We start from the raw sequence: 18,216 nt of genomic DNA on the forward strand, positions 1-18,216 counted from the left end.
CCGGAAGCGGCGGGAGCGGCGATCGGGCAGGTCGCGGCGGCAGGCCGGCACGTCATGTCCCGTTGCTCCGGGCCGGGGAGAGCCCGTCGTGAACCCGACCCGCGGCCAACGCGGTTGGCCGTACCGTTTCCCGGGTGCTTTCCCGGACGGGCCTTCGCAGGCCTTTCGCAAGGTCTCCGCTTCGTCTCCATGCGTCTTCACCCGCTAAACGGAGCGTGATGTTGCTACTTCGTTAAGTAGTTCCGCTTGACGTCGACGGCCGCAGCCGCGTTGTCTTTTCAGACACCTGGGTCACCATGTCGCACCCATGTCCGTACTGCATCGATTGCACCGATTGCACCGAACGCACCTGAAGTGAGCCCCGAATGCGTCGTATCGCCATAGCCGTGGTCGCCTCCTCGATGTCCCTTTCGCTGGCCGGATGCGGGATGCTCGGGGCGTCGGAGGCGGGCGCCGGCGCGACACCGACCCGGAGCGACGACATCACGGTGGGCGTGCTGATGCCGGAGGAGACGAACACCCGGTACGCGGAGTTCGACTACCCCATCATCAAGCGCAAGGTCAGCGAACTCACCGACGGCAAGGGCAAGACCGACTACGCGAACGCCGCCGCCTCCACGGAGAAGCAGCTCTCCCAGATGCAGCGGATGATCGACGACAAGGTCGACATCATCCTGCTGGACGCGGTCGACGCGAAGGCCGTCGTGCCCATGGTGCAGAAGGCCAAGGACGCGAACATCCCCGTCATCGCCTACGACCGTCTGGCCCAGGGCCCGATCGACGGGTACGTCTCCTTCGACAACGAGCTGGTCGGCCAGGTGCAGGGCCGCAGCCTCACGGAGCGCCTCGGCACCGTCAGCCTCGCCGACAAGATCATCATGATGAACGGGTCGCCCACCGACCCCAACGCCGCGCAGTTCAAGAAGGGCGCGCTCAGCGAGCTGAGCGGCCGGGTCACCATCGCGAAGTCGTACGACACCGACAAGTGGAGCCCGGAGGCCGCCCAGGCCAACATGACGCAGGCGATCCAGGACGTCGGCAAGAGCAACATCGCGGGCGTCTACTCGGCCAACGACGCCATGGCCGGAGGCATCATCAAGGCCCTGGAGGCGGCGGGCGTCAGCTCCTCCGACCTGCCCCCGATCACCGGCCAGGACGCGGAGCTGGCGGCCGTGCAGCGCATCATCGCCGGCGAGCAGTACATGAGCGTCTACAAGCCCTACCCGGCCATGGCCGAGGCCGCCGCGCAGGCCGCCGTCGCCAAGGTCCAGGGCCGCGACATCCAGTTCGACGCCCTCACCCGCGACAAGGTCGACAGCCCGACGAACAAGGACATCCCGGCCAAGCTCGTGACCGTGGTCGCGCTGACGAAGACGAACATCAAGCAGACGGTGATCGCCGACGGCATCTACAAGGTCTCCGACATCTGCACCGCCAAGTACAAGGCCGAGTGCCAGGCCCTGAAGCTCAACTGACCCCCTGCCTCACACACGGTCCGCCAACGCACCGTCCGCCGCCGCACGGTAGGCCGCCGCACGGTCCGCCGCGCCTCGCGCCGCCGGGCCGGCGGCCCCCGTGCGCGGCCCCCGTCGCCGCCCGCGCGGACCGGTGCTCCTGACCGGTCCCGAACGCCCCGCCGCGTCAGGCCCGTGACGCGGAACCCCGGCCGGACTCCCCCGTGGCCCGGCCGGTCGGTTCCGCTTGCTCCCCGGGCGACGTGCCCCCGGGGGGTAAGCGGAACCCACCATGCACCCCGTGGCGGCCCCGCACCACCGTCAGCTTGTTGCAGTGCCGGGGGAGGAGGCTGGGAGGAACTCCCGCGAAACGGTGGTTTTCGACGGCCCCGGCCGGGGGAGCCGTGTTGCGGAGGCGGTCCGGGCCGCGCATAGTTGCGCTCCGGAAGTGGCGTACGGCGGGGGTGGGATGGGCGATGGCCGGGCACGGGACGGAGGAGCATCCACACGGTGCCGACCGACTGTGCGAGGCGGGGGACCGCGTGTACTCCCGGGCCGTACGACGCGGCCGGGTGGCGCGGACCGACGCCGAGCCGGTCCCGTGCCTGCTTGAGCTGGCCCTGCTGCACCCCGATCCCGACGACATGGACTGGCTGGTGCCGACCTCCCCGCAGGAGGTCATGACCCGGCTGCTGCGCGGACTGCACGACGAGGTCAGCGCGAGCCAGCGGCGGGTGGGCTCGGCGGTCGCCGCCTTCGAGTGGTACGCGGGCCTGGGCGGACCGGAACGGGCCACGGCGGCCGGCGAGGGCGCGGCGATCCGCGTTCTGGACGGCCCCTCCCGCATCCAGGCCGCGCTGGACGCGGCGACCGAGGCCTGCACCACCGAGGTGCTCACCGTGCAGCCCGGCGGCATCCGGCGCGAGCACGAGCTGTCGGAGGGCCTGCACCGGGCGCTGGAGCTGCGCGGCCGGGGCGTGCGCATGCGTGACCTCTACAACCACGTCGCCCGGCACGGCCAGGGTCTGCTCAACTACCTGGAGCTGATGGGCGACACGGTGGAGGCCCGCACGCTGGACGAGGTCATCGACCGGCTGATGCTCTTCGACCGCACGGTCGCCTTCGTCCCGGCCAACGCCGACCGCACGATGGCCCTCGAACTGCGGCACCCGGCCCTGGTCTCCTACCTGGTGACGGTCTTCGAGCGGCTGTGGCGGCTGGCGATCCCGCTCACCGCCCCGCTCCCCGACCCGAGGGTCGAGGGCGTCTCCCACCGCGAGCAGTCCATCGCGGCGCTGCTGGCGGAGGGTCACCAGGACGCGGTCATCGCCGAGCGCCTGGGCATCAGCGTGCGCACCTGCCGCGCACACATCGCGCGTCTGTCGGAGACCCTGGGCGCGGCCAGCCGCACCCAGCTGGGGGTGCGGATCGCCCAGGTCGGTCTCGACCGGCCGCCCGAGGAGACGGCGCCGGGGCGCACACCGGCCGTCCCGTCCCAGAGCCCGCCCCCCGCCGTCCCGGCCCCCGCTCCCCCGGCCGACGCCTCCACCCCTGCCCCCGCGCCTACTCCTGCCCCCGCGCCTACTCCTGCACCTGTCCCCGCGCCTGCTCCTGCCCCTGCGCCTGGCCGGGCTCCGGCATCCGGTGGTGCTCCGGGTCGAGAATCCCCGACTGCCCTATGAGGTAGCCGAGTTGGGCGCGGCTCTCGCTGCCGAGGGTGGCGGCCAGCTTGGCGATGTGGACGCGGGCGGTGCGGATGTTCATGCCGAGCCGGTCGGCGATGACGGCGTCCGTGTGGCCCTCGACGAGGAGCGCGGCGATGGCCTGCTGCCGGGGGGTGACGCCGCCTCTGGACGGGCGCTGGACGGCCTGCGGGTACATCGGGGTGGCCAGCCGCCAGAGCCGGTCGAAGGTGGTGGTGAAGTAGGTCAGGAGGGCCGGGTGGCGGACCTCCAGGGCGAGGCGGCCGTCCTCGCCGGCGGGGATGAAGGCGACCGCGCCGTCGATGACGATGAGGCGGTCGGTGACCTCGTCGAGGGTGCGGGCCTGCGCGTCGCCCCGGAGCTGCTCGTAGCGGGCCAGGACGAGGGGCTGGTGGCGCTGGGTGTGCTGGTAGAGGGTGCGGATGCGGCAGCCGCGGTCCAGCAGGGCCTGGTCGCGGGCCATGGCGACGGCGTGGGCGGTCTCGCCGCGCGGCCCGCTGTAGTGGACGTGGGGCTGGACGCAGAGCACCTCGGCGGCCGCCTCGGACGTCGCCTCGGTGATGGCCTCGTTGATGCGTTCGGTGCCGCTGAGGAGGCGCAGGGAGACGGGCTCGGCGGTGGCGGTGCGGGCGCCGGTGATCCGCATGAGGGGCTCGAAGAGCGACGCCAGCCGTTCCTCCCGCCGCCGTTCCTCGGCGATGCGCGCGCCCGAGGAGCGCAGCAGGCGGTGCAGGACGACGGCCGGGGCCGCGGGCTCCAGTTGGGCCGGGTCGTCCACGAGCGGGTGCAGCAGGCCGACCGACAGCAGGCAGGGGGCCGCCGTCTCGGCGTCCTCGGCCTTGACGCGTCCGTCGCGCAGGGCCTGTTCGTACAGGTGCAGGCCCGCGGTGCACAGGTCCTCCACGCCGTGGTGGGGGTGCGGCGGCGCGTTCACTGCGGTTCTCCCTGGTCGTCTTCGGTCTCCGGGCCGGTCAGGGCTCCTGCTTGAGGATCCCCGACTGGGCTATGAGAAAGCCGAGTTGGGCGCGGCTGCCACTGCCCAGCGCGGTGGCGAGCTTGGCGATGTGGGCTCGGCAGGTGCGCACGTTCATGCCCAGCCGGCGGGCTATCGCCTCGTCGACGTGTCCCTCGACGAGCAGTTTGGCGATGGAGTGCTGGATCTCGGTGATGCCGTCGGGCGCGGTCTCGTAGGGTGCGCCGGTGGCGAGCGGGACGGCACGGTCCCACATGAACTCGAACACCTTGATCAGGTAGCGGACCAGTCCCGGGTGCCGCAGTTCCAGGGCGACCTGACCGTCGTCCCGGGTGGGGATGAAGGCCACGGTCTCGTCGCAGATGATCAGCCGCTCCACGAGTTCGTCGATGGTGCGGTACTCCACCTTGCCCTCGGTGAACTGGGAGACGTAGGCGAGCGTCTCGGGGCTGTAGCGGGCCGTGTGCTGGTAGAGGGTGCGGATGCGGCAGCCGCGGTCGATGAGCGGTCTGTCGCGCTCCAGGCCCTGGACGAGGGTGTGCTCCAGGCGGCGGCGGCTCGGCTGGACGGTGAGCATCTCCGTCTGGCACTGCGAGGTGGCCAGATCGAGCGCGGCGTTGATCCGCTCGATGCCCTCCAGCACCGTGATCGAGTGTGTGGTCGGCGTCGGCTGGGCGCTGAGGGTCATGAACGGCTCGAAAGCGTCGGCGAGTTCCACCGAGAGCCGCCTGCGTCGGGTGATCTCGCGTTCGATCGGGTTGAGCAGCTGGGACAGGGCGATCGACGGGGGTACCGGGCGCAGCCAGTTCGCGTCGTCGGGATCCGCGTGGAGCAGGGCGAACTCCATCAGACAGGGAGCGGGCTCCACGTCCGCGCGGGCTATGCGGCCCGTCCGAAGTGCGTTCCCGTAGAGACGGCGACCTTCCTCGCACAGCTCAGTCGACGCATGAGGATGTGTCTGCTTTGTCTCATTTTTCGTCAAATCTCCACCCCCCAGGGTCCTGAACGTGCAGGAACATGATGCATCGATTGTGTGGCCATGACGTGCCCGAATGGGCCATCGTCGTAGTCGACGGGGGAGAGGTGACCTTCAAATGAGGACGAAGCCGACTATGCATAAGAGAATGCTTCGCTCGGCGCTTGCCGCCGCCTTCTCCGCAGCGCTCGCCTTCGGAGCGCTGAGCGGTCTTGCGGGCACGACGGGCGACGCGGCGCGCGACAGCACGTGGAGCCCGGGCGCCGGCACCGTCGCCGTGGCCGGCGACAGCACCTGGGTCGCCCCTCGTGACAGCACCTGGGTCGCCCCGGCCGACAGCACCTGGGTCGCGCCCCGTGACAGCACCTGGGTCGTCACCGCGGCGGACGCGCCCGGCGACAGCACCTGGGTGGCCCCCGGCGACAGCACCTGGTCCGTGCCGGGAGACAGCACCTGGGCCGCCCCGGCCGACAGCACCTGGTCCGTCCCGGCGGACAGTACGTGGGTCGCCGAGTCATGACCACGCCACCCGACGACCGCTCCTTCCGCCGTGAAATGGCGACCGCCTACCGCTCCGGCTGGCACTTCATCGACCTGGTCACCGCCATCCCCCACAGTGGTGACTCGTTGATGGTGACCGTGTTCGGCGAACCGGTGGTCGTGACGCGCGACGAGGACGAGGACGTACGGGCCTACCGGTGCCTGCGCAAGCCCCGCGGGGCGCCGCAGCCCGTGCGCTGCGCCATCCGGTACGGAATGATCTTTGTGAACCTCGACCAGCGGGACCACCGGCTCGTCGAGCCCGAGGCCCTGCCCCTGAAGACCGTCTCAGCCACCCCCCGCAGTGCCTGACGCGATTCCCCCGTCGTAACAGATCGCTCAGGTGCTTCCCCCCGCAGCGGCGTCACCGTGACCTGAACACGGTGACGCCGCTGCATTTTGCGGGGACATTTCCGGTTATGGACCTGGTTGAGCGTTGGCCGGAAATCGACGGGGCGGAATCCGGTCAGGCGACCCGCTTGTGCTCTCCGCCCGCCTCACGAGTCCCTCACGCCTCCCTCACACCATCCCCGGTGATCCCTCACGCCTCCGCGGCCCCGCAGCACGCCGTCCGGGCCCGGACGGCGCTCAGCCGCGGCCCATCGCCCGCGTCAGCTCGATCTCGATCACCACGCGCGTGGGATTGGGGCCGGGCGTGCGCCCGTAGCGCACCGCGTAGCGCCGTACGGCGTCCGCGACCCGCTCCGGCTCCGCGCGGACGAACGCCCGCCCCTCCAGCGTCGCCCAGCGGCCGCCGTCCACCTGGCACACCGCGACCCGCGCGCCGTCCGCGCCCGCCGCCGCGACGTTGCGCGCCTTGCGGCTCGCCGCGTCGGTGATGACCCGGGCCAGCCGGCTCTCCGGGTCGTACGTCACGCCGACCGGGACCACGTGCGGACTGCCGTCCGGGCGTGGTGTGGTCAGCGTGCACAGATGACGTTCCCGCCAGAAGGCGAGATACGGCGCGTCCGGGGCGCCCGGGTCCTGCGGGTATGCGGCCATGGTCGGAACTTAGTGCGCCGGGAGTCCCCCACGCGCACCTTGAGCGGAATAGACTCAACTTTGTGTACGCTGACAGAGTCAGTACGGGAGAGCGCTGACGCAAGGAGGAGGAGACAGCGAACGTGGACGCCGAGCTGACCAACCGGAGCCGGGACGCGATCAACGCGGCCAGCAGCAGGGCCGTGTCCGAGGGACACGCCGACCTCACCCCCGCCCACCTGCTGCTCGCGCTGTTGCAGGGCCCGGGCCGTCAGGGGAACGAGAACATCACCGACCTGCTCGCCGCGGTCGACGCCGATCAGGCCGCCGTGCGCGCCGGGGCCGAGAAGGTGCTCGGCTCGCTGCCCAGCGTGGCCGGGTCCACCGTCGCACCCCCGCAGCCCAACCGCGACATGCTGGCCGTCGTCGCCGACGCGCAGAGCCGCGCCCGCGACCTCGGCGACGAGTACCTGTCCACCGAGCACCTGCTGCTCGGCATCGCCGCCAAGGGCGGCCCGGCCGCCGAGGTGCTCACCCGGCAGGGCGCCACCCCGAAGAAGCTCCAGGAGGCCTTCCAGAAGGCCCGCGGCGGGCGCCGGGTCACCAGCGCCGACCCCGAGGGCCAGTACAAGGCCCTGGAGAAGTTCGGCACGGACTTCACCGCCGCCGCCCGCGAGGGCAAGCTCGACCCGGTCATCGGCCGGGACACCGAGATCCGGCGGGTCGTGCAGGTGCTGTCCCGCCGCACCAAGAACAACCCCGTCCTCATCGGCGAGCCCGGCGTCGGCAAGACCGCCGTCGTCGAGGGCCTCGCCCAGCGGATCGTCAAGGGCGACGTGCCCGAGTCCCTCAAGAACAAGCGGCTCGTCGCGCTCGACCTCGGCGCCATGGTCGCCGGAGCGAAGTACCGGGGCGAGTTCGAGGAGCGGCTGAAGACCGTCCTCGCCGAGATCAAGGACTCCGACGGCCAGATCATCACCTTCATCGACGAGCTGCACACGGTCGTCGGCGCGGGCGCCGGCGGCGACTCCGCCATGGACGCCGGCAACATGCTCAAGCCGATGCTCGCGCGCGGCGAGCTGCGCATGGTCGGCGCGACGACGCTCGACGAGTACCGCGAGCGCATCGAGAAGGACCCGGCGCTGGAGCGGCGCTTCCAGCAGGTGCTGGTGGCCGAGCCGACCGTCGAGGACACCATCGCCATCCTGCGCGGCCTCAAGGGCCGCTACGAGGCCCACCACAAGGTGCAGATCGCGGACGCGGCCCTGGTCGCCGCCGCGACGCTCTCCGACCGCTACATCACCTCCCGCTTCCTCCCCGACAAGGCCATCGACCTCGTCGACGAGGCCGCCTCGCGCCTGCGCATGGAGATCGACTCCTCCCCGGTCGAGATCGACGAACTCCAGCGCTCCGTCGACCGGCTGAAGATGGAGGAGCTGGCCCTCAGCAAGGAGACCGACGCCGCCTCCCGCGAGCGTCTGGACAAGCTGCGCCGCGACCTCGCCGACCGCGAGGAGGAGCTGCGCGGCCTGACCGCCCGCTGGGAGAAGGAGAAGCAGTCCCTCAACCGGGTCGGCGAGCTGAAGGAGAAGCTCGACGACCTGCGCGGCCAGGCCGAGCGTGCCCAGCGCGACGGCGACTTCGACACCGCCAGCAAGCTGCTGTACGGCGAGATCCCCACCCTGGAACGCGACCTGGAGGCCGCGTCCGAGGCCGAGGAGGAGGCCGCGAAGGACACCATGGTCAAGGAGGAGGTCGGCTCGGACGACATCGCCGACGTCGTCGCCTCCTGGACCGGCATCCCGGCCGGCCGCCTGCTGGAGGGCGAGACGCAGAAGCTGCTGCGCATGGAGGACGAGCTGGGCAAGCGGCTCATCGGCCAGGCGCAGGCCGTCCAGGCGGTCTCCGACGCCGTACGGCGCTCCCGCGCGGGCATCGCCGACCCCGACCGCCCCACCGGCTCCTTCCTCTTCCTCGGCCCGACCGGCGTCGGCAAGACCGAGCTGGCCAAGGCCCTCGCCGACTTCCTCTTCGACGACGAGCGGGCCATGATCCGCATCGACATGTCGGAGTACGGCGAGAAGCACAGCGTCGCCCGCCTGGTCGGCGCGCCGCCCGGCTACGTCGGCTACGAGGAGGGCGGCCAGCTCACCGAGGCCGTGCGCAGGCGCCCGTACAGCGTGGTCCTGCTGGACGAGGTGGAGAAGGCGCACCCGGAGGTCTTCGACGTCCTGCTCCAGGTCCTCGACGACGGCCGGCTCACCGACGGCCAGGGCCGCACCGTCGACTTCCGCAACACCATCCTGGTGCTGACGTCCAACCTGGGCAGCCAGTACCTGGTCGACCCGCTGTCCACCGAGGCGGAGAAGAAGGAGCAGGTCCTGGAGGTGGTGCGGGCCTCATTCAAGCCCGAGTTCCTCAACCGGCTCGACGACCTGGTGGTCTTCTCGGCGCTGAACAAGGAGGAACTGGAGCGGATCGCCCGGCTCCAGATCGACCGCCTCGCCAAGCGGCTCGCCGAGCGCCGCCTCACCCTGGAGGTCACCGACGCGGCCCTGGCCTGGCTCGCCGACGAGGGCAACGACCCGGCGTACGGCGCCCGCCCGCTGCGCCGCCTGGTCCAGACGGCCATCGGCGACCGGCTCGCCAAGGAGATCCTGGCGGGCGAGGTCAAGGACGGCGACACGGTCCGCGTGGACGCGTTCGGCGAGGGGCTGATCGTCGGACCCGCGACGGGCAAGCAGCTGTGACCCCCGGCGGGCCGCAGCCCCGGCCCGCCGCCTCCGGCACCCTCGCCGTCCGGCCGTCCGGCCGTCCGGTCACGTAGTGAACGCCGAGTACCGCACCCGCGCGGTCTCGGCGTTCTCGTACGTCACCGTCACGTTGACGTAGTAGGCCTCCGTGCCGGGCCGCCCGGTGACGTCGAGCTGGAAGCAGTAGTCCGAGCCGTGGCCGCAGGACTCGGTGCCCGGACCGCCCGGCGCGGGCGCTCCGGGATAGGCGTCCTTCAGCCAGGCGCCGACGCCCGCGCGCGGCATGCGGAAGTCCGCCTGGTAGTCGGTGTCCAGCCAGGACTGCACCGTGCACCGAGCGTCCCGGACGTCCGCGGGCACCTCCGCCCCGCCGAAGGCCAGCGCCTCGGCGCAGTCGACGTTCTTGAGCCGGGTCCCGTCCGCCTCCCCGTCCTCGCCGAGCACCCAGACGCCGATCAGCACCAGCAGGCCCGCCACCAGCAGCAAGGGCAGCGCCAGGATCGCCGCCACCACGCCCCACCGGGTCCGGCCCCGGGCCTGTGCCGCCCGCCCGGCCCCCGCGCCCTCCGTCGCGCCGTCCGTCCCGGGCCGGTCGCCCGTCCCGCCTCGCCCGTTCGCCATGCGATCCCCCTCCGTCGGTGCCGCCCTTCGGTACGACAGGCCGGATCCTGTCAGCTCAGGGCTGACAGGGCCCGGCTGGGGTTGCCACCCCCCTCCCCGCATGGGGGAGGATGGCGGGATCCGTACGAAGGGAAAAACACGGTGACCATCGACCCGTCCTCGATTCCGAATTTCGGGGGCCAGCCCGAGCCGCAGCCCCAGGGTGGACCGGCGGGCCCCGTCGTCCCGGATCAGGATCTCGTGAAGCAGCTCCTCGACCAGATGGAGCTGAAGTACGTCGTCGACGACGAGGGAGACCTCGCGGCGCCGTGGGAGGAGTTCCGCACCTACTTCATGTTCCGCGGCGAGGGCGACCAGGCGGTCTACTCGGTGCGGACGTTCTACGACCGGGCCCACAAGATCGACGACAAGCTCCAGCTCCTGGAGTCGATCGACGACTGGAACCGGCGCACCCTGTGGCCCAAGGTCTACACCCACACCCACGACGACGGCACCGTCCGCCTCATCGGCGAGGCGCAGCTGCTGATCGGCGCCGGCGTCAACATCGAGCTGTTCGTCTCCTCGACGGTGAGCTGGGTGCGCGCGGCGATCGAGTTCGACAAGTGGCTCGTGGAGCAGCTGGGCCTGGAGTCGGCCGTCAACGGGACGGACGCCGCGGCGACCGAGCCCGAGGAGGACGACGAGTAGGTCCCCCGCGACCTGCCCGCCGCCCCCCACGCCGAGAGGCGCCCGCCCACACCCTGTGGACGGGCGCCTCTCGCGTTCCTCACTGCGGCGCTGCCGTCATGGACACCGACGACGCCGACGCCCGTGCCTCGCCTCGTCTGCTCCGCGCCCCGCGCCCTGTCAGCTCTCGTAGTGGTACCGGCACTGTGCGATCCGGACGCCGTCCTCGGTGACCTTGTGGATCAGCCGGTGCTCGTCGTTGATGCGGCGCGACCAGTAGCCCTGGAATCCGTGCTTGAGCGGTTCCGGTTTGCCGATGCCCTCGTTGCCGTTCCGGGCGATGTCCGCGATGAGTGTGTTGATGCGCTTCAGGATCTTCCGGTCCTGAAGCTGCCACCACAGGTAGTCCTCCCAGGCACGGGAGGAGAAGGTGATCTTCAACTCGCGGCCCTTATTCGTCGGTCGCCAGCTCGCGTACGGTGCCGCCGCCGCTTTCCAGCTCGTCGATGGACGCGAGCAGGCGCCGGGCGTTCGCCGGGCTTCGCAGCAGGTAGGCCGTCTCCTTCAGAGATTCGTAGTCCTCCAGGGAGACGATGACGACCGGCTCATGTCCGGCCCGGGTGATGACGACCTCCTCGCGGTCGTCGGTAACGGAGTTGAGCACCTCGGCGTACCGTGCGCGCGACTCGGAATAGGTCATGGTCTTCACGGGAGACCCCTTTCACGTACAGGAAATTGTACGTCCGTTTCAGCCGATGCGGCAAGCGAGGCGTGGCAGGCGGCCGGGGAACGCGTCGATCAGTCCCGCAGGGCGGCGGTCAGCCCGCGAACGCCTTGCGGAGCCGTTCCGCCGCGTCCGCCAGTACCTCGACGCGTTTGCAGAACGCGAACCGCACGAAGGGCGCGCCCGCGTCGCGGCGGTCGTAGAAGACCGCGTTGGGGAGGGCGACGACGCCCGCGCGTTCGGGCAGGGCGCGGCAGAAGGCGAAGCCGTCGGTCTCGCCGAGGGGGCGGATGTCGGCGGTGATGAAGTAGGTGCCGGTCGGCACGAACACCCCGAAGCCGGCGTCCGCCAGTCCCGCCGCCGGCAGCTCCCGCTTGGCCCGCATGTCCTCGCGGAACCCGTCGAAGTACGCGTCCGGCAGACGCAGGGCCTCGGCGACCGCGTACTGGAAGGGTCCGGAGGCGACGTACGTCAGGTACTGCTTCGCCGAGCGGACGGCCGCGACGAGCGCGGGCGCCGCCGTGATCCAGGCCACTCCTCGTTCACGCACTCATTCGCGTGCAGGCCACAGGGCCACACGAGCGAGCGACAGTGAGCCGTTGTGTACACATGGAACACTCGGTACTCTTGGGCGCATGACGCAGCCAATGCCCATAGAGTCCATCCGCGATGTCCGGGCGCACCTGGCCGAGGTCGTGGAGCGAGCCGACCGGGATGACGTGCCTACCGTGATCACCCGGCGCGGCAAGCAGGTCGCCGCCGTGGTGTCCATCGAGGTCCTGCGCAAATACCAGGAGTGGGAAGAGCGCGAGATCAACCGGATCATCGACGAGCGCATGACCAACCCGACACCCGGCATCCCGATCGAGGACATCATGAGGGAGACGCTGGCGCGCAGTGAGTGAGTACCGCACCGTCTTCCGAGCCGAGGCTCAGGCCGAACTTCGCAAGGTCCCGCGAGACATGGCCCTCCGCATTCTGGCCAAGCTGACTGAGCTGGAGAGCGACCCGATGGGGTTCAACACCACGGCCCTCGTCTCCCAGCCCGACCGGCGCCGCCTACGGGTGGGCGACTACCGCGTGATCTACACAATCGACAACGGCGAGCTGGTGGTGTGGGTTGTACACGTCGGGCATCGCTCCACCGTCTACGACACCTGAACACTCCTGGCATCCGGTCATGATGTCCAGCACCGATCCAGAAGGCGGAGCGGACCTGGCACCTGCACCGCAGACGGGGAGAGGCCGGCCTCGCGTGACGGCAGTCAGCCGGTGGTCAGCGTGCGAATGCCTTGCGCAGCCGTTCCGTCGCATCCGCCAGGACCTGCGTGCGCTTGCAGAAGGCGAAGCGGACGAACGGGGCGCCCTCGTCGCGGTGGTCGTAGAAGACCGCGTTCGGGATGGCGACGACGCCGGCCCGCTCGGGCAGGGCGCGGCAGAAGGCGAAGCCGTCGGTCTCGCCGAGGGGGCGGATGTCGGTGGTGACGAAGTAGGTGCCGGTCGGCACGAACACCCCGAAGCCCGCGTCCGTCAGCCCCGCCGCCAGTAGGTCCCGCTTGGCCCGCATGTCCTCGCGGAAGCCGTCGAAGTACGCGTCCGGCAGGCGCAGGGCCTCGGCGACCGCGTACTGGAAGGGCCCGGAGGCGACATACGTCAGGTACTGCTTCGCCGAGCGGACGGCGGCGACGAGACCGGGGGCGCCGGTGATCCAGCCGACCTTCCATCCGGTGAAGGAGAAGGTCTTGCCGGCCGAGCCGATCGTGACCGTGCGCTCGCGCATCCCCGGCAGGGTGGCCAGCGGCACGTGCTCGGCGTCGTCGAACACCAGGTGCTCGTACACCTCGTCGGTCACCACGAGCAGGTCCCGCTCCACGGCCAGCTCGGCGATCGTCGTCAGCTCCGCGCGGGTGAGGACCGTGCCGGTCGGGTTGTGCGGGGTGTTGATCAGCAGCAGCCGGGTGCGGTCGGTGACCGCGCCGCGCAGCTCGTCCAGGTCGAGGCGGAAGCGCGCCTCCTCCGGATCCGGGCGCAGCGTGACCGGCACGCGTGTGGCGCCGGCCATGGCGATGCAGGCCGCGTAGGAGTCGTAGTACGGCTCCAGGGCGATCACCTCGTCGCCGGGCTCCAGCAGGGCGAGGAGCGAGGCGGCGATGGCCTCCGTGGCCCCGGCGGTGACCAGGACCTCCGTGTCCGGGTCGAAGGACAGGCCGTAGCGGCGGCGCTGGTGGTCGGCGATCGCCGTGCGCAGCTCGGGGACGCCCGGACCCGGCGGGTACTGGTTGCCGCGTCCGTCCCGCAGCGCCCGCACGGCCGCCTCGCGGATCTCCTCGGGGCCGTCCGTGTCGGGGAATCCCTGGCCCAGGTTGATCGCGCCGGTCGACATCGCCAGCGCCGACATCTCGGCGAAGATCGTCGTCCCGAACTGGGCGAGGCGGCGGTTCAGGAACGGGCGCGCGGTGGAGGTCATGAGCGTCATCCTGCGCCGAAGCCCGGCGGTTCCTCAACCTCACCGGGCCCGCCGCGAGGACTGTCGTAACGGGCCGGAGCCCGCCCGGCACGACAGGCCGGGCGGGCCGGGCGGGTCCCGCCGTGTGGCACGACGGGCCCCGGTGTCCCGGCGGGGGTCGTCCTGACGGGCCCCGCTTCCGGCGGCCTGTGACGGCCGGGCGGGCTTCGCCGCCCGGCCGGCCTCAGCGCTTCAGGGTGAAGGTGAAGTCGCCGGAGAGCTTGCCGGTCAGGCGGACCGCCGAGACGAGCGCGCCCTGCGCGATCAGTCTCTCGACCTCGGCCCGCGGCAGACCGCAGCCCTCGGCGATCAGCCGCACCGGCCGGACGGGTATCCGCGCCGCGAAGCGGACCGAGACGTCGATCGCCTCGTCGTCCGGACGCACCGGCCCGCCGGTGTCGAGGCGCCAGGCGTCGTCCCAGTCGAGGGCGATGCGGTTACGCCGCCGCACGAGCGGGTCCCTGAGCAACTCGGCCGCCAGAGCGGGGTCGTTGCCGTGCAGCCGGTCCAGCAGCGCCGGCCGTACCGAGCGCACGTTCGTGCGTTCCAGGATCGTGAGCTTCGCGGTGTCCCCGCACCCCGTGCAGAGCACGAGGAGCCAGACGTCGACGAGCTTGTGGTGGGCGTTGACGCGGAACCTGCCGTCCGTCCGGAAGCGCGGGGACGCGCACGCGTGACAACGGCGCAGGACGAGCGGCAGGGAGGTGGGCATGACAACCCAGTTTTCGAGCACAGAAGTACACCGGTTTTCCAGTGAGAAGTCCGCAGCAAAAAGCAGCACGGCGCACGGATGCGACGCGCGACCGATCAGCGCTCGGGAGGTCTCACACGGTGTACAACGGCCACGTCCTTGCCTGGGCGACTTCGTCCGGCAGCAAGGTAGCGGCGCGCGGCGACGCCGCTCAACCGGTTTTCCACGGCGGCCACCGCCCCCCGGGACCACCCTTCTGCGCAGGTCAGAGATGTTTCTCCGGGCGGAACCCTCTGAAGTTGCTCAACTCTGCTTTGGCCGGTGAGGCGGACGGGCATCCCCCGGTCACGTGGCGCTCAGGCACCGCGCGAGGCGCCCACGGGGGGCTGCTTCGGGGGACTCGGAAGGAGGATGACGCCATGGTCTTCGGCATCGTCCTGGCGATGATCGCGTGCGTGTTCGTGCTGGCCCTGCTCATCAACGCCGCCAACCGCAGCGGCGGCGGGAAGCCGCGCCGCGGCGGTCGCGGGCACGGCTCGTCCGGCGGCGGGGCAGCCGCCGGCAGCTGGTGGGCCGGTGGAGACAGCGGCTCCGGAGGGGGCCATCACGGGGGCCACGGAGGCCACTCCTGCGGCGGAGGCCACTCCTGCGGAGGCGGGTCCTCCTGCGGGGGCGGTTCCTCCTGCGGAGGAGGCGGCGGATGCGGCGGAGGCAGCTGACACGGGGCAGCTGAGCTCCCCGCGGGGAAGCCGCATCCGGACCGCGGGGCCCGCCGCCGACCACGGGCCCCGCGGTCGCGCCGAGGGCGGGGACGGGGACGGGGACGCGGATGCGCCCGCCGGACCGGGGGCGAACCCTCCCAACGCCCTCCCAGCGCCCTCCCCAAGGCCCTCCCCAAGGGGCCCGTCACGGGCCCCCGCCGTCGCTTCGGCCGGGAGCGGCCGGTGCGTGTACCCGCGTCCCCGGCTTTCATGTGGGGCGCGTGGGCGCACGCCGCATCGCTCGGCGCACGCCATAGTTGAACAATTGAGCTGTGTAGCCCCCCGAGGGATGGAAACCCCACGAAGTTGGGTAAAAACGCTGTGGCGGCTCCGCAGTTCATGATTCCCTCTAAGCACCGACGCAGCCCCTCGGACCCTCTTCGGACGTCCCGAGCAAACGACACTCCCAGACCGGGCTGACCGGGGCCGTCTCCCGGTGTCGTCCTGGGTGCGCCGGACCCACTCCTCATCTTCTGCTTCTCCGCGGAGCCGACCCATGCTCACGACCCTGAACACCTCCTACACCGACACGCGCGCGGCCGATCTCGCCTGGGCCCTGGGGCGCGAGCCGTTGCCCGCCCTCGCCACCCTCGACCTCGAACTGTCAGCCGCCAAGCTGCAGTTGAGACTGCTCGGCGCCTCGCACCAGGTGCTGCTGGAACAGGAGGAGGGCTGTTGCTCGGAGACGGTGGCCTGCATCCCCGGCAGCAGCACCCCCCTCCCCCTGGGCGTCGCCAAACGCGTGGGCGACTGGGAGTACGAGTTCGCGGCCCGCGTCGAGGTGCTCTCGCCGGGCCAGTTCGCGGGCCGCGCCCAGGAACTCCTCGCCCTCGTCTCCGAACACCCGCACGGCCTGGCCGGCGTCTTCCCGGGCAGCCCGCACGCCTTCACCGCGCTCCTCGTCCAACGGCAGGAAGGGCAGGTGAACTGGCGGACCTGGCACGCCTATCCGCAGGACGGCCAGCTGGTGGCGACGCGCACCAGAGTGGGCATCCGGGCCCGCTCGGGCGACCCCGTCCCGCTGACGGCGACGTGAGCGACGTGAGCGACCCGAGCGACCTAAACACACAGAACCGCAGACAGCCCGGAGTTCACACGTGTGGGTGACGTAGGGTGCCCTCACCGTAACGTAACGTCGCAGTCGTGATCGAAGCGCACGCCCCAGCGCCACCCGGCGCCCCGCCGTCCTGGCGGGGCCCCGCGCGGCTCCCCGTCCGGCCGGACACCGGACGCTTCCTGGTCCTGGCGTGCGTCTTCGTCTGCGCCGCGTGCGGTCTCGTCTACGAACTGGAACTCGTCGCGCTCGCCTCCTACTTGATGGGCGACTCCGTCACCCAGGCCTCCGTCGTGCTGTCCGTCATGGTCTTCGCGATGGGCATCGGCTCCCTCGCCGCCAAGCGGCTGCGCCGGTTCGCCGCGGCCGGCTTCGGCGCGCTGGAGGCGGCCCTCGCGCTGGTCGGCGGGTGCAGCGCCATGGCCCTGTACGCGGTGTTCGCCTGGACGGGCGCGTGGGGCGGCCTGTGGGCCAACGGCCCCCGCGTCCTGCTCGTCGCGTTCTCCCTGGCCATCGGCCTGCTCATCGGCGCCGAGGTGCCGCTGCTCATGGAGCTCATCCAGCGCGTCCGCCGCCAGGACGCGGGCGGCGCGGTGGCCGACCTGTTCGCCGCGGACTACGTGGGCGCGCTCGTGGGCGGCCTCGCCTTTCCCTTCCTGCTGCTGCCGTTCCTCGGCCAGTTGACGAGTTCGCTGCTGACCGGCGCCGTCAACGTCGTGGCAGGAGCCGCCCTGGTTCTCGGCCTGTTCCGCCGCGACCTCACCTGCCGGGCCCGCTGCCTCCTGCTCGTCGCCAACATCACCGCCCTCGGCGTCCTCGGCTCCGCCGCCGTCCTCGTCGACGACTTCGAACGGGCCGCGCGGCAGGCGGTCTACGGCGACGACGTGCGGGTGGCGGTGCGGACCGGCGTCCAGGAGATCGTCCTCACCGGCGGCGACCGCGGCCGCCCCCTCGACCTCTACCTCGACGGCCGGCTGCGCGTCGGCGGCCGCGAGGAACGGCGCTACCACGAGGCGCTGGTCCACCCGGCGATGAACGGCCCCCACGCGCGCGTGCTGGTCCTCGGCGGCGGCGACGGCCTGGCCGTCCGCGAGGCCCTCGCCCATCCCGGCGTCCGCCGCGTCGACGTCGTCGACCCCGACCCCGGCCTGGTCCGGCTGGCCCGCACCGACCCCGCGCTGTCCGGCCTCAACGGCCACGTCTACGGCGACCCGCGCGTCCATGTCACCGCCGCGGATGCCTTCCAGTGGCTGCGCGAGGCGTCCGCGGCGACGTACGACGTGGTCGTGGCGGACCTGCCCGACCCCGGCATCACCGCCAGCACCAAGCTGTACTCCGAGGAGTTCTACGGCCTCGCCCGGCGCGCCCTGGCCCCCGGCGGCCGGCTCGTGGTGCACGCCGGCCCGGTCGCCACCCGACCGCGCGTGTTTTGGACGGTCGAGGCGACACTGCGCGCGGCCGGCCTGCGCACCGCCCCCTACCGCGTCGACGGCCGCGCCACCGGCTTCACCGCGGGCCCCGACCGCACCGCCGACACCGCCCGCGCGCCCCGCGACTGGGGATTCGTCCTGGCCTCCGCCGACGGCCGCCCGCGCCTGCGCCTCGACCCGCACGGGCGCGCCCTGCGCACGCTGACCCAGGCGGCGCTGACGGCTGACGCGCGGGCGGCGCAGAGCACACGGGTGACGGGAGCACGGGCGTCCACGCTGGTGCATCCGCGCTACTGACGTGCCCCGGCCGGCCGGCCGTCCTCAGCGCTGTGGACGACCGCCGCGGGGTCCCGGCGGGCCGCGGCTGCGCGTACCGCCGGCCG

At 71.7% G+C, this 18,216-nt stretch carries 19 protein-coding genes and 1 pseudogene; 11 read left to right on the forward strand and 9 right to left on the reverse strand.

Going from position 1 to position 18,216, the window contains the following annotated elements; all coding sequences use genetic code 11:
• Window positions 1-365 precede the first annotated feature (365 nt).
• Window positions 366-1,475 carry a sugar ABC transporter substrate-binding protein gene (locus OG802_RS19120; RefSeq protein ID WP_329412095.1) on the forward strand — a complete coding sequence of 370 codons (1,110 nt, stop codon included), beginning with the start codon at window positions 366-368 and terminating at the stop codon, window positions 1,473-1,475.
• Window positions 1,476-1,930: 455 nt separating this feature from the next.
• Window positions 1,931-3,136, forward strand: coding sequence for a helix-turn-helix transcriptional regulator (locus OG802_RS19125; RefSeq protein WP_329412096.1), 1,206 nt, complete (start codon window positions 1,931-1,933; stop codon window positions 3,134-3,136).
• Here OG802_RS19125 and OG802_RS19130 read toward each other — a convergent pair.
• Both OG802_RS19130 and OG802_RS19135 read right to left on the reverse strand, forming a co-directional pair.
• The gene (locus OG802_RS19130) at window positions 3,036-4,091 is read right to left on the reverse strand and encodes a helix-turn-helix transcriptional regulator (RefSeq protein WP_329412097.1); all 1,056 of its coding nucleotides are present in this window, start codon (window positions 4,089-4,091) and stop codon (window positions 3,036-3,038) included. The two genes, OG802_RS19125 and OG802_RS19130, sit on opposite strands and share 101 nt — an antisense overlap.
• 37 nt (window positions 4,092-4,128) lie before the next feature.
• Window positions 4,129-5,112 (reverse strand): helix-turn-helix transcriptional regulator, encoded by a 984-nt coding sequence (locus tag OG802_RS19135; RefSeq protein ID WP_329412098.1) that lies wholly within the window; start codon window positions 5,110-5,112, stop codon window positions 4,129-4,131.
• A 142-nt stretch (window positions 5,113-5,254) separates the two neighbouring features.
• Here OG802_RS19135 and OG802_RS19140 point away from each other — a divergent pair, with 142 nt between their 5' ends.
• Entirely contained in the window at window positions 5,255-5,626 is a 372-nt protein-coding gene (locus tag OG802_RS19140; RefSeq protein ID WP_329412100.1) for a hypothetical protein, read from the forward strand.
• On the forward strand, window positions 5,623-5,958 hold the full coding sequence (locus OG802_RS19145) for a hypothetical protein (RefSeq protein ID WP_329412102.1): 336 nt from the start codon (window positions 5,623-5,625) through the stop codon (window positions 5,956-5,958). The genes OG802_RS19140 and OG802_RS19145 overlap by 4 nt, the downstream gene beginning before the upstream one ends.
• A gap of 276 nt (window positions 5,959-6,234) precedes the next feature.
• Here OG802_RS19145 and OG802_RS19150 read toward each other — a convergent pair whose 3' ends face one another.
• The gene (locus OG802_RS19150) at window positions 6,235-6,648 is read right to left on the reverse strand and encodes a pyridoxamine 5'-phosphate oxidase family protein (protein WP_329412104.1); all 414 of its coding nucleotides are present in this window, start codon (window positions 6,646-6,648) and stop codon (window positions 6,235-6,237) included.
• Between the two features lie 122 nt (window positions 6,649-6,770).
• On the opposite strand from OG802_RS19150, the gene clpB reads away from it, so the two are divergent.
• Window positions 6,771-9,377: an ATP-dependent chaperone ClpB gene (clpB, locus tag OG802_RS19155; RefSeq protein WP_329412106.1), complete on the forward strand. Its 2,607-nt coding sequence runs from the start codon at window positions 6,771-6,773 to the stop codon at window positions 9,375-9,377.
• 69 nt (window positions 9,378-9,446) lie between these two features.
• Here the strand turns inward: clpB and OG802_RS19160 are convergent, their stop codons facing one another.
• Window positions 9,447-10,001 (reverse strand): hypothetical protein, encoded by a 555-nt coding sequence (locus OG802_RS19160; protein ID WP_329412108.1) that lies wholly within the window; start codon window positions 9,999-10,001, stop codon window positions 9,447-9,449.
• 141 nt (window positions 10,002-10,142) lie between these two features.
• Between OG802_RS19160 and OG802_RS19165 the strand changes: the two genes are divergently transcribed.
• Window positions 10,143-10,688 carry a YbjN domain-containing protein gene (locus OG802_RS19165; RefSeq protein WP_329412110.1) on the forward strand — a complete coding sequence of 182 codons (546 nt, stop codon included), beginning with the start codon at window positions 10,143-10,145 and terminating at the stop codon, window positions 10,686-10,688.
• A gap of 159 nt (window positions 10,689-10,847) precedes the next feature.
• Here OG802_RS19165 and OG802_RS19170 read toward each other — a convergent pair whose 3' ends face one another.
• From OG802_RS19170 to OG802_RS19180, 3 genes and pseudogenes are all read right to left on the reverse strand, one after another.
• A complete protein-coding gene (locus OG802_RS19170) occupies window positions 10,848-11,108 on the reverse strand; it encodes a Txe/YoeB family addiction module toxin (RefSeq protein ID WP_329412112.1) in 261 nt (86 codons plus the stop codon).
• Window positions 11,109-11,118: 10 nt separating this feature from the next.
• Window positions 11,119-11,376: a type II toxin-antitoxin system Phd/YefM family antitoxin gene (locus OG802_RS19175; protein WP_103544659.1), complete on the reverse strand. Its 258-nt coding sequence runs from the start codon at window positions 11,374-11,376 to the stop codon at window positions 11,119-11,121.
• 109 nt (window positions 11,377-11,485) lie between these two features.
• A pseudogene (locus OG802_RS19180) lies at window positions 11,486-11,926 on the reverse strand (aminotransferase class I/II-fold pyridoxal phosphate-dependent enzyme); the annotation flags it as partial.
• Window positions 11,927-12,026: 100 nt separating this feature from the next.
• Between OG802_RS19180 and OG802_RS19185 the strand changes: the two are divergent.
• Window positions 12,027-12,296 carry a type II toxin-antitoxin system Phd/YefM family antitoxin gene (locus OG802_RS19185; RefSeq protein ID WP_027734289.1) on the forward strand — a complete coding sequence of 90 codons (270 nt, stop codon included), beginning with the start codon at window positions 12,027-12,029 and terminating at the stop codon, window positions 12,294-12,296.
• The gene (locus OG802_RS19190) at window positions 12,289-12,552 is read left to right on the forward strand and encodes a type II toxin-antitoxin system RelE family toxin (protein ID WP_045558184.1); all 264 of its coding nucleotides are present in this window, start codon (window positions 12,289-12,291) and stop codon (window positions 12,550-12,552) included. The genes OG802_RS19185 and OG802_RS19190 overlap by 8 nt, the downstream gene beginning before the upstream one ends.
• Before the next feature lie 115 nt (window positions 12,553-12,667).
• On the opposite strand, the gene OG802_RS19195 is transcribed toward OG802_RS19190, so the two are convergent.
• Both OG802_RS19195 and OG802_RS19200 read right to left on the reverse strand, forming a co-directional pair.
• Entirely contained in the window at window positions 12,668-13,867 is a 1,200-nt protein-coding gene (locus OG802_RS19195) for a pyridoxal phosphate-dependent aminotransferase (RefSeq protein WP_329412117.1), read from the reverse strand.
• 214 nt (window positions 13,868-14,081) lie between these two features.
• Window positions 14,082-14,609: a DUF1062 domain-containing protein gene (locus tag OG802_RS19200; RefSeq protein ID WP_329412119.1), complete on the reverse strand. Its 528-nt coding sequence runs from the start codon at window positions 14,607-14,609 to the stop codon at window positions 14,082-14,084.
• 398 nt (window positions 14,610-15,007) lie between these two features.
• Here OG802_RS19200 and OG802_RS19205 point away from each other — a divergent pair, with 398 nt between their 5' ends.
• The 3 genes from OG802_RS19205 to OG802_RS19215 all read left to right on the forward strand — a co-directional run bounded on the left by OG802_RS19205 (window position 15,008) and on the right by OG802_RS19215 (window position 18,130).
• Window positions 15,008-15,307, forward strand: a complete 300-nt coding sequence (locus OG802_RS19205; protein WP_329412121.1) for a hypothetical protein — start codon at window positions 15,008-15,010, stop codon at window positions 15,305-15,307.
• Between the two features lie 538 nt (window positions 15,308-15,845).
• The gene (locus OG802_RS19210) at window positions 15,846-16,385 is read left to right on the forward strand and encodes a DUF2617 family protein (RefSeq protein WP_329412123.1); all 540 of its coding nucleotides are present in this window, start codon (window positions 15,846-15,848) and stop codon (window positions 16,383-16,385) included.
• A 107-nt stretch (window positions 16,386-16,492) separates the two neighbouring features.
• Entirely contained in the window at window positions 16,493-18,130 is a 1,638-nt protein-coding gene (locus OG802_RS19215) for a polyamine aminopropyltransferase (protein WP_329412124.1), read from the forward strand.
• Window positions 18,131-18,216 lie beyond the last annotated feature (86 nt).

It is taken from the genome of Streptomyces sp. NBC_00704 (assembly GCF_036226605.1).
GTDB lineage: Bacteria > Actinomycetota > Actinomycetes > Streptomycetales > Streptomycetaceae > Streptomyces.

Excerpts from the sequence above, each read along its gene's own strand:
- OG802_RS19125 (WP_329412096.1), top strand. The coding sequence starts at position 1,931 with ATGGCCGGGCACGGGACGGAGGAGCATCCACACGGTGCCGACCGACTG.
- OG802_RS19205 (WP_329412121.1), top strand. The coding sequence starts at position 15,008 with ATGGTCTTCGGCATCGTCCTGGCGATGATCGCGTGCGTGTTCGTGCTG.
- OG802_RS19200 (WP_329412119.1), bottom strand. The coding sequence starts at position 14,609 with ATGCCCACCTCCCTGCCGCTCGTCCTGCGCCGTTGTCACGCGTGCGCG.
- OG802_RS19160 (WP_329412108.1), bottom strand. The coding sequence starts at position 10,001 with ATGGCGAACGGGCGAGGCGGGACGGGCGACCGGCCCGGGACGGACGGC.
- OG802_RS19195 (WP_329412117.1), bottom strand. The coding sequence starts at position 13,867 with ATGACGCTCATGACCTCCACCGCGCGCCCGTTCCTGAACCGCCGCCTC.
- OG802_RS19185 (WP_027734289.1), top strand. The coding sequence starts at position 12,027 with ATGACGCAGCCAATGCCCATAGAGTCCATCCGCGATGTCCGGGCGCAC.
- OG802_RS19145 (WP_329412102.1), top strand. The coding sequence starts at position 5,623 with ATGACCACGCCACCCGACGACCGCTCCTTCCGCCGTGAAATGGCGACC.
- OG802_RS19150 (WP_329412104.1), bottom strand. The coding sequence starts at position 6,648 with ATGGCCGCATACCCGCAGGACCCGGGCGCCCCGGACGCGCCGTATCTC.
- OG802_RS19210 (WP_329412123.1), top strand. The coding sequence starts at position 15,846 with ATGCTCACGACCCTGAACACCTCCTACACCGACACGCGCGCGGCCGAT.
- OG802_RS19140 (WP_329412100.1), top strand. The coding sequence starts at position 5,255 with ATGCTTCGCTCGGCGCTTGCCGCCGCCTTCTCCGCAGCGCTCGCCTTC.
- OG802_RS19120 (WP_329412095.1), top strand. The coding sequence starts at position 366 with ATGCGTCGTATCGCCATAGCCGTGGTCGCCTCCTCGATGTCCCTTTCG.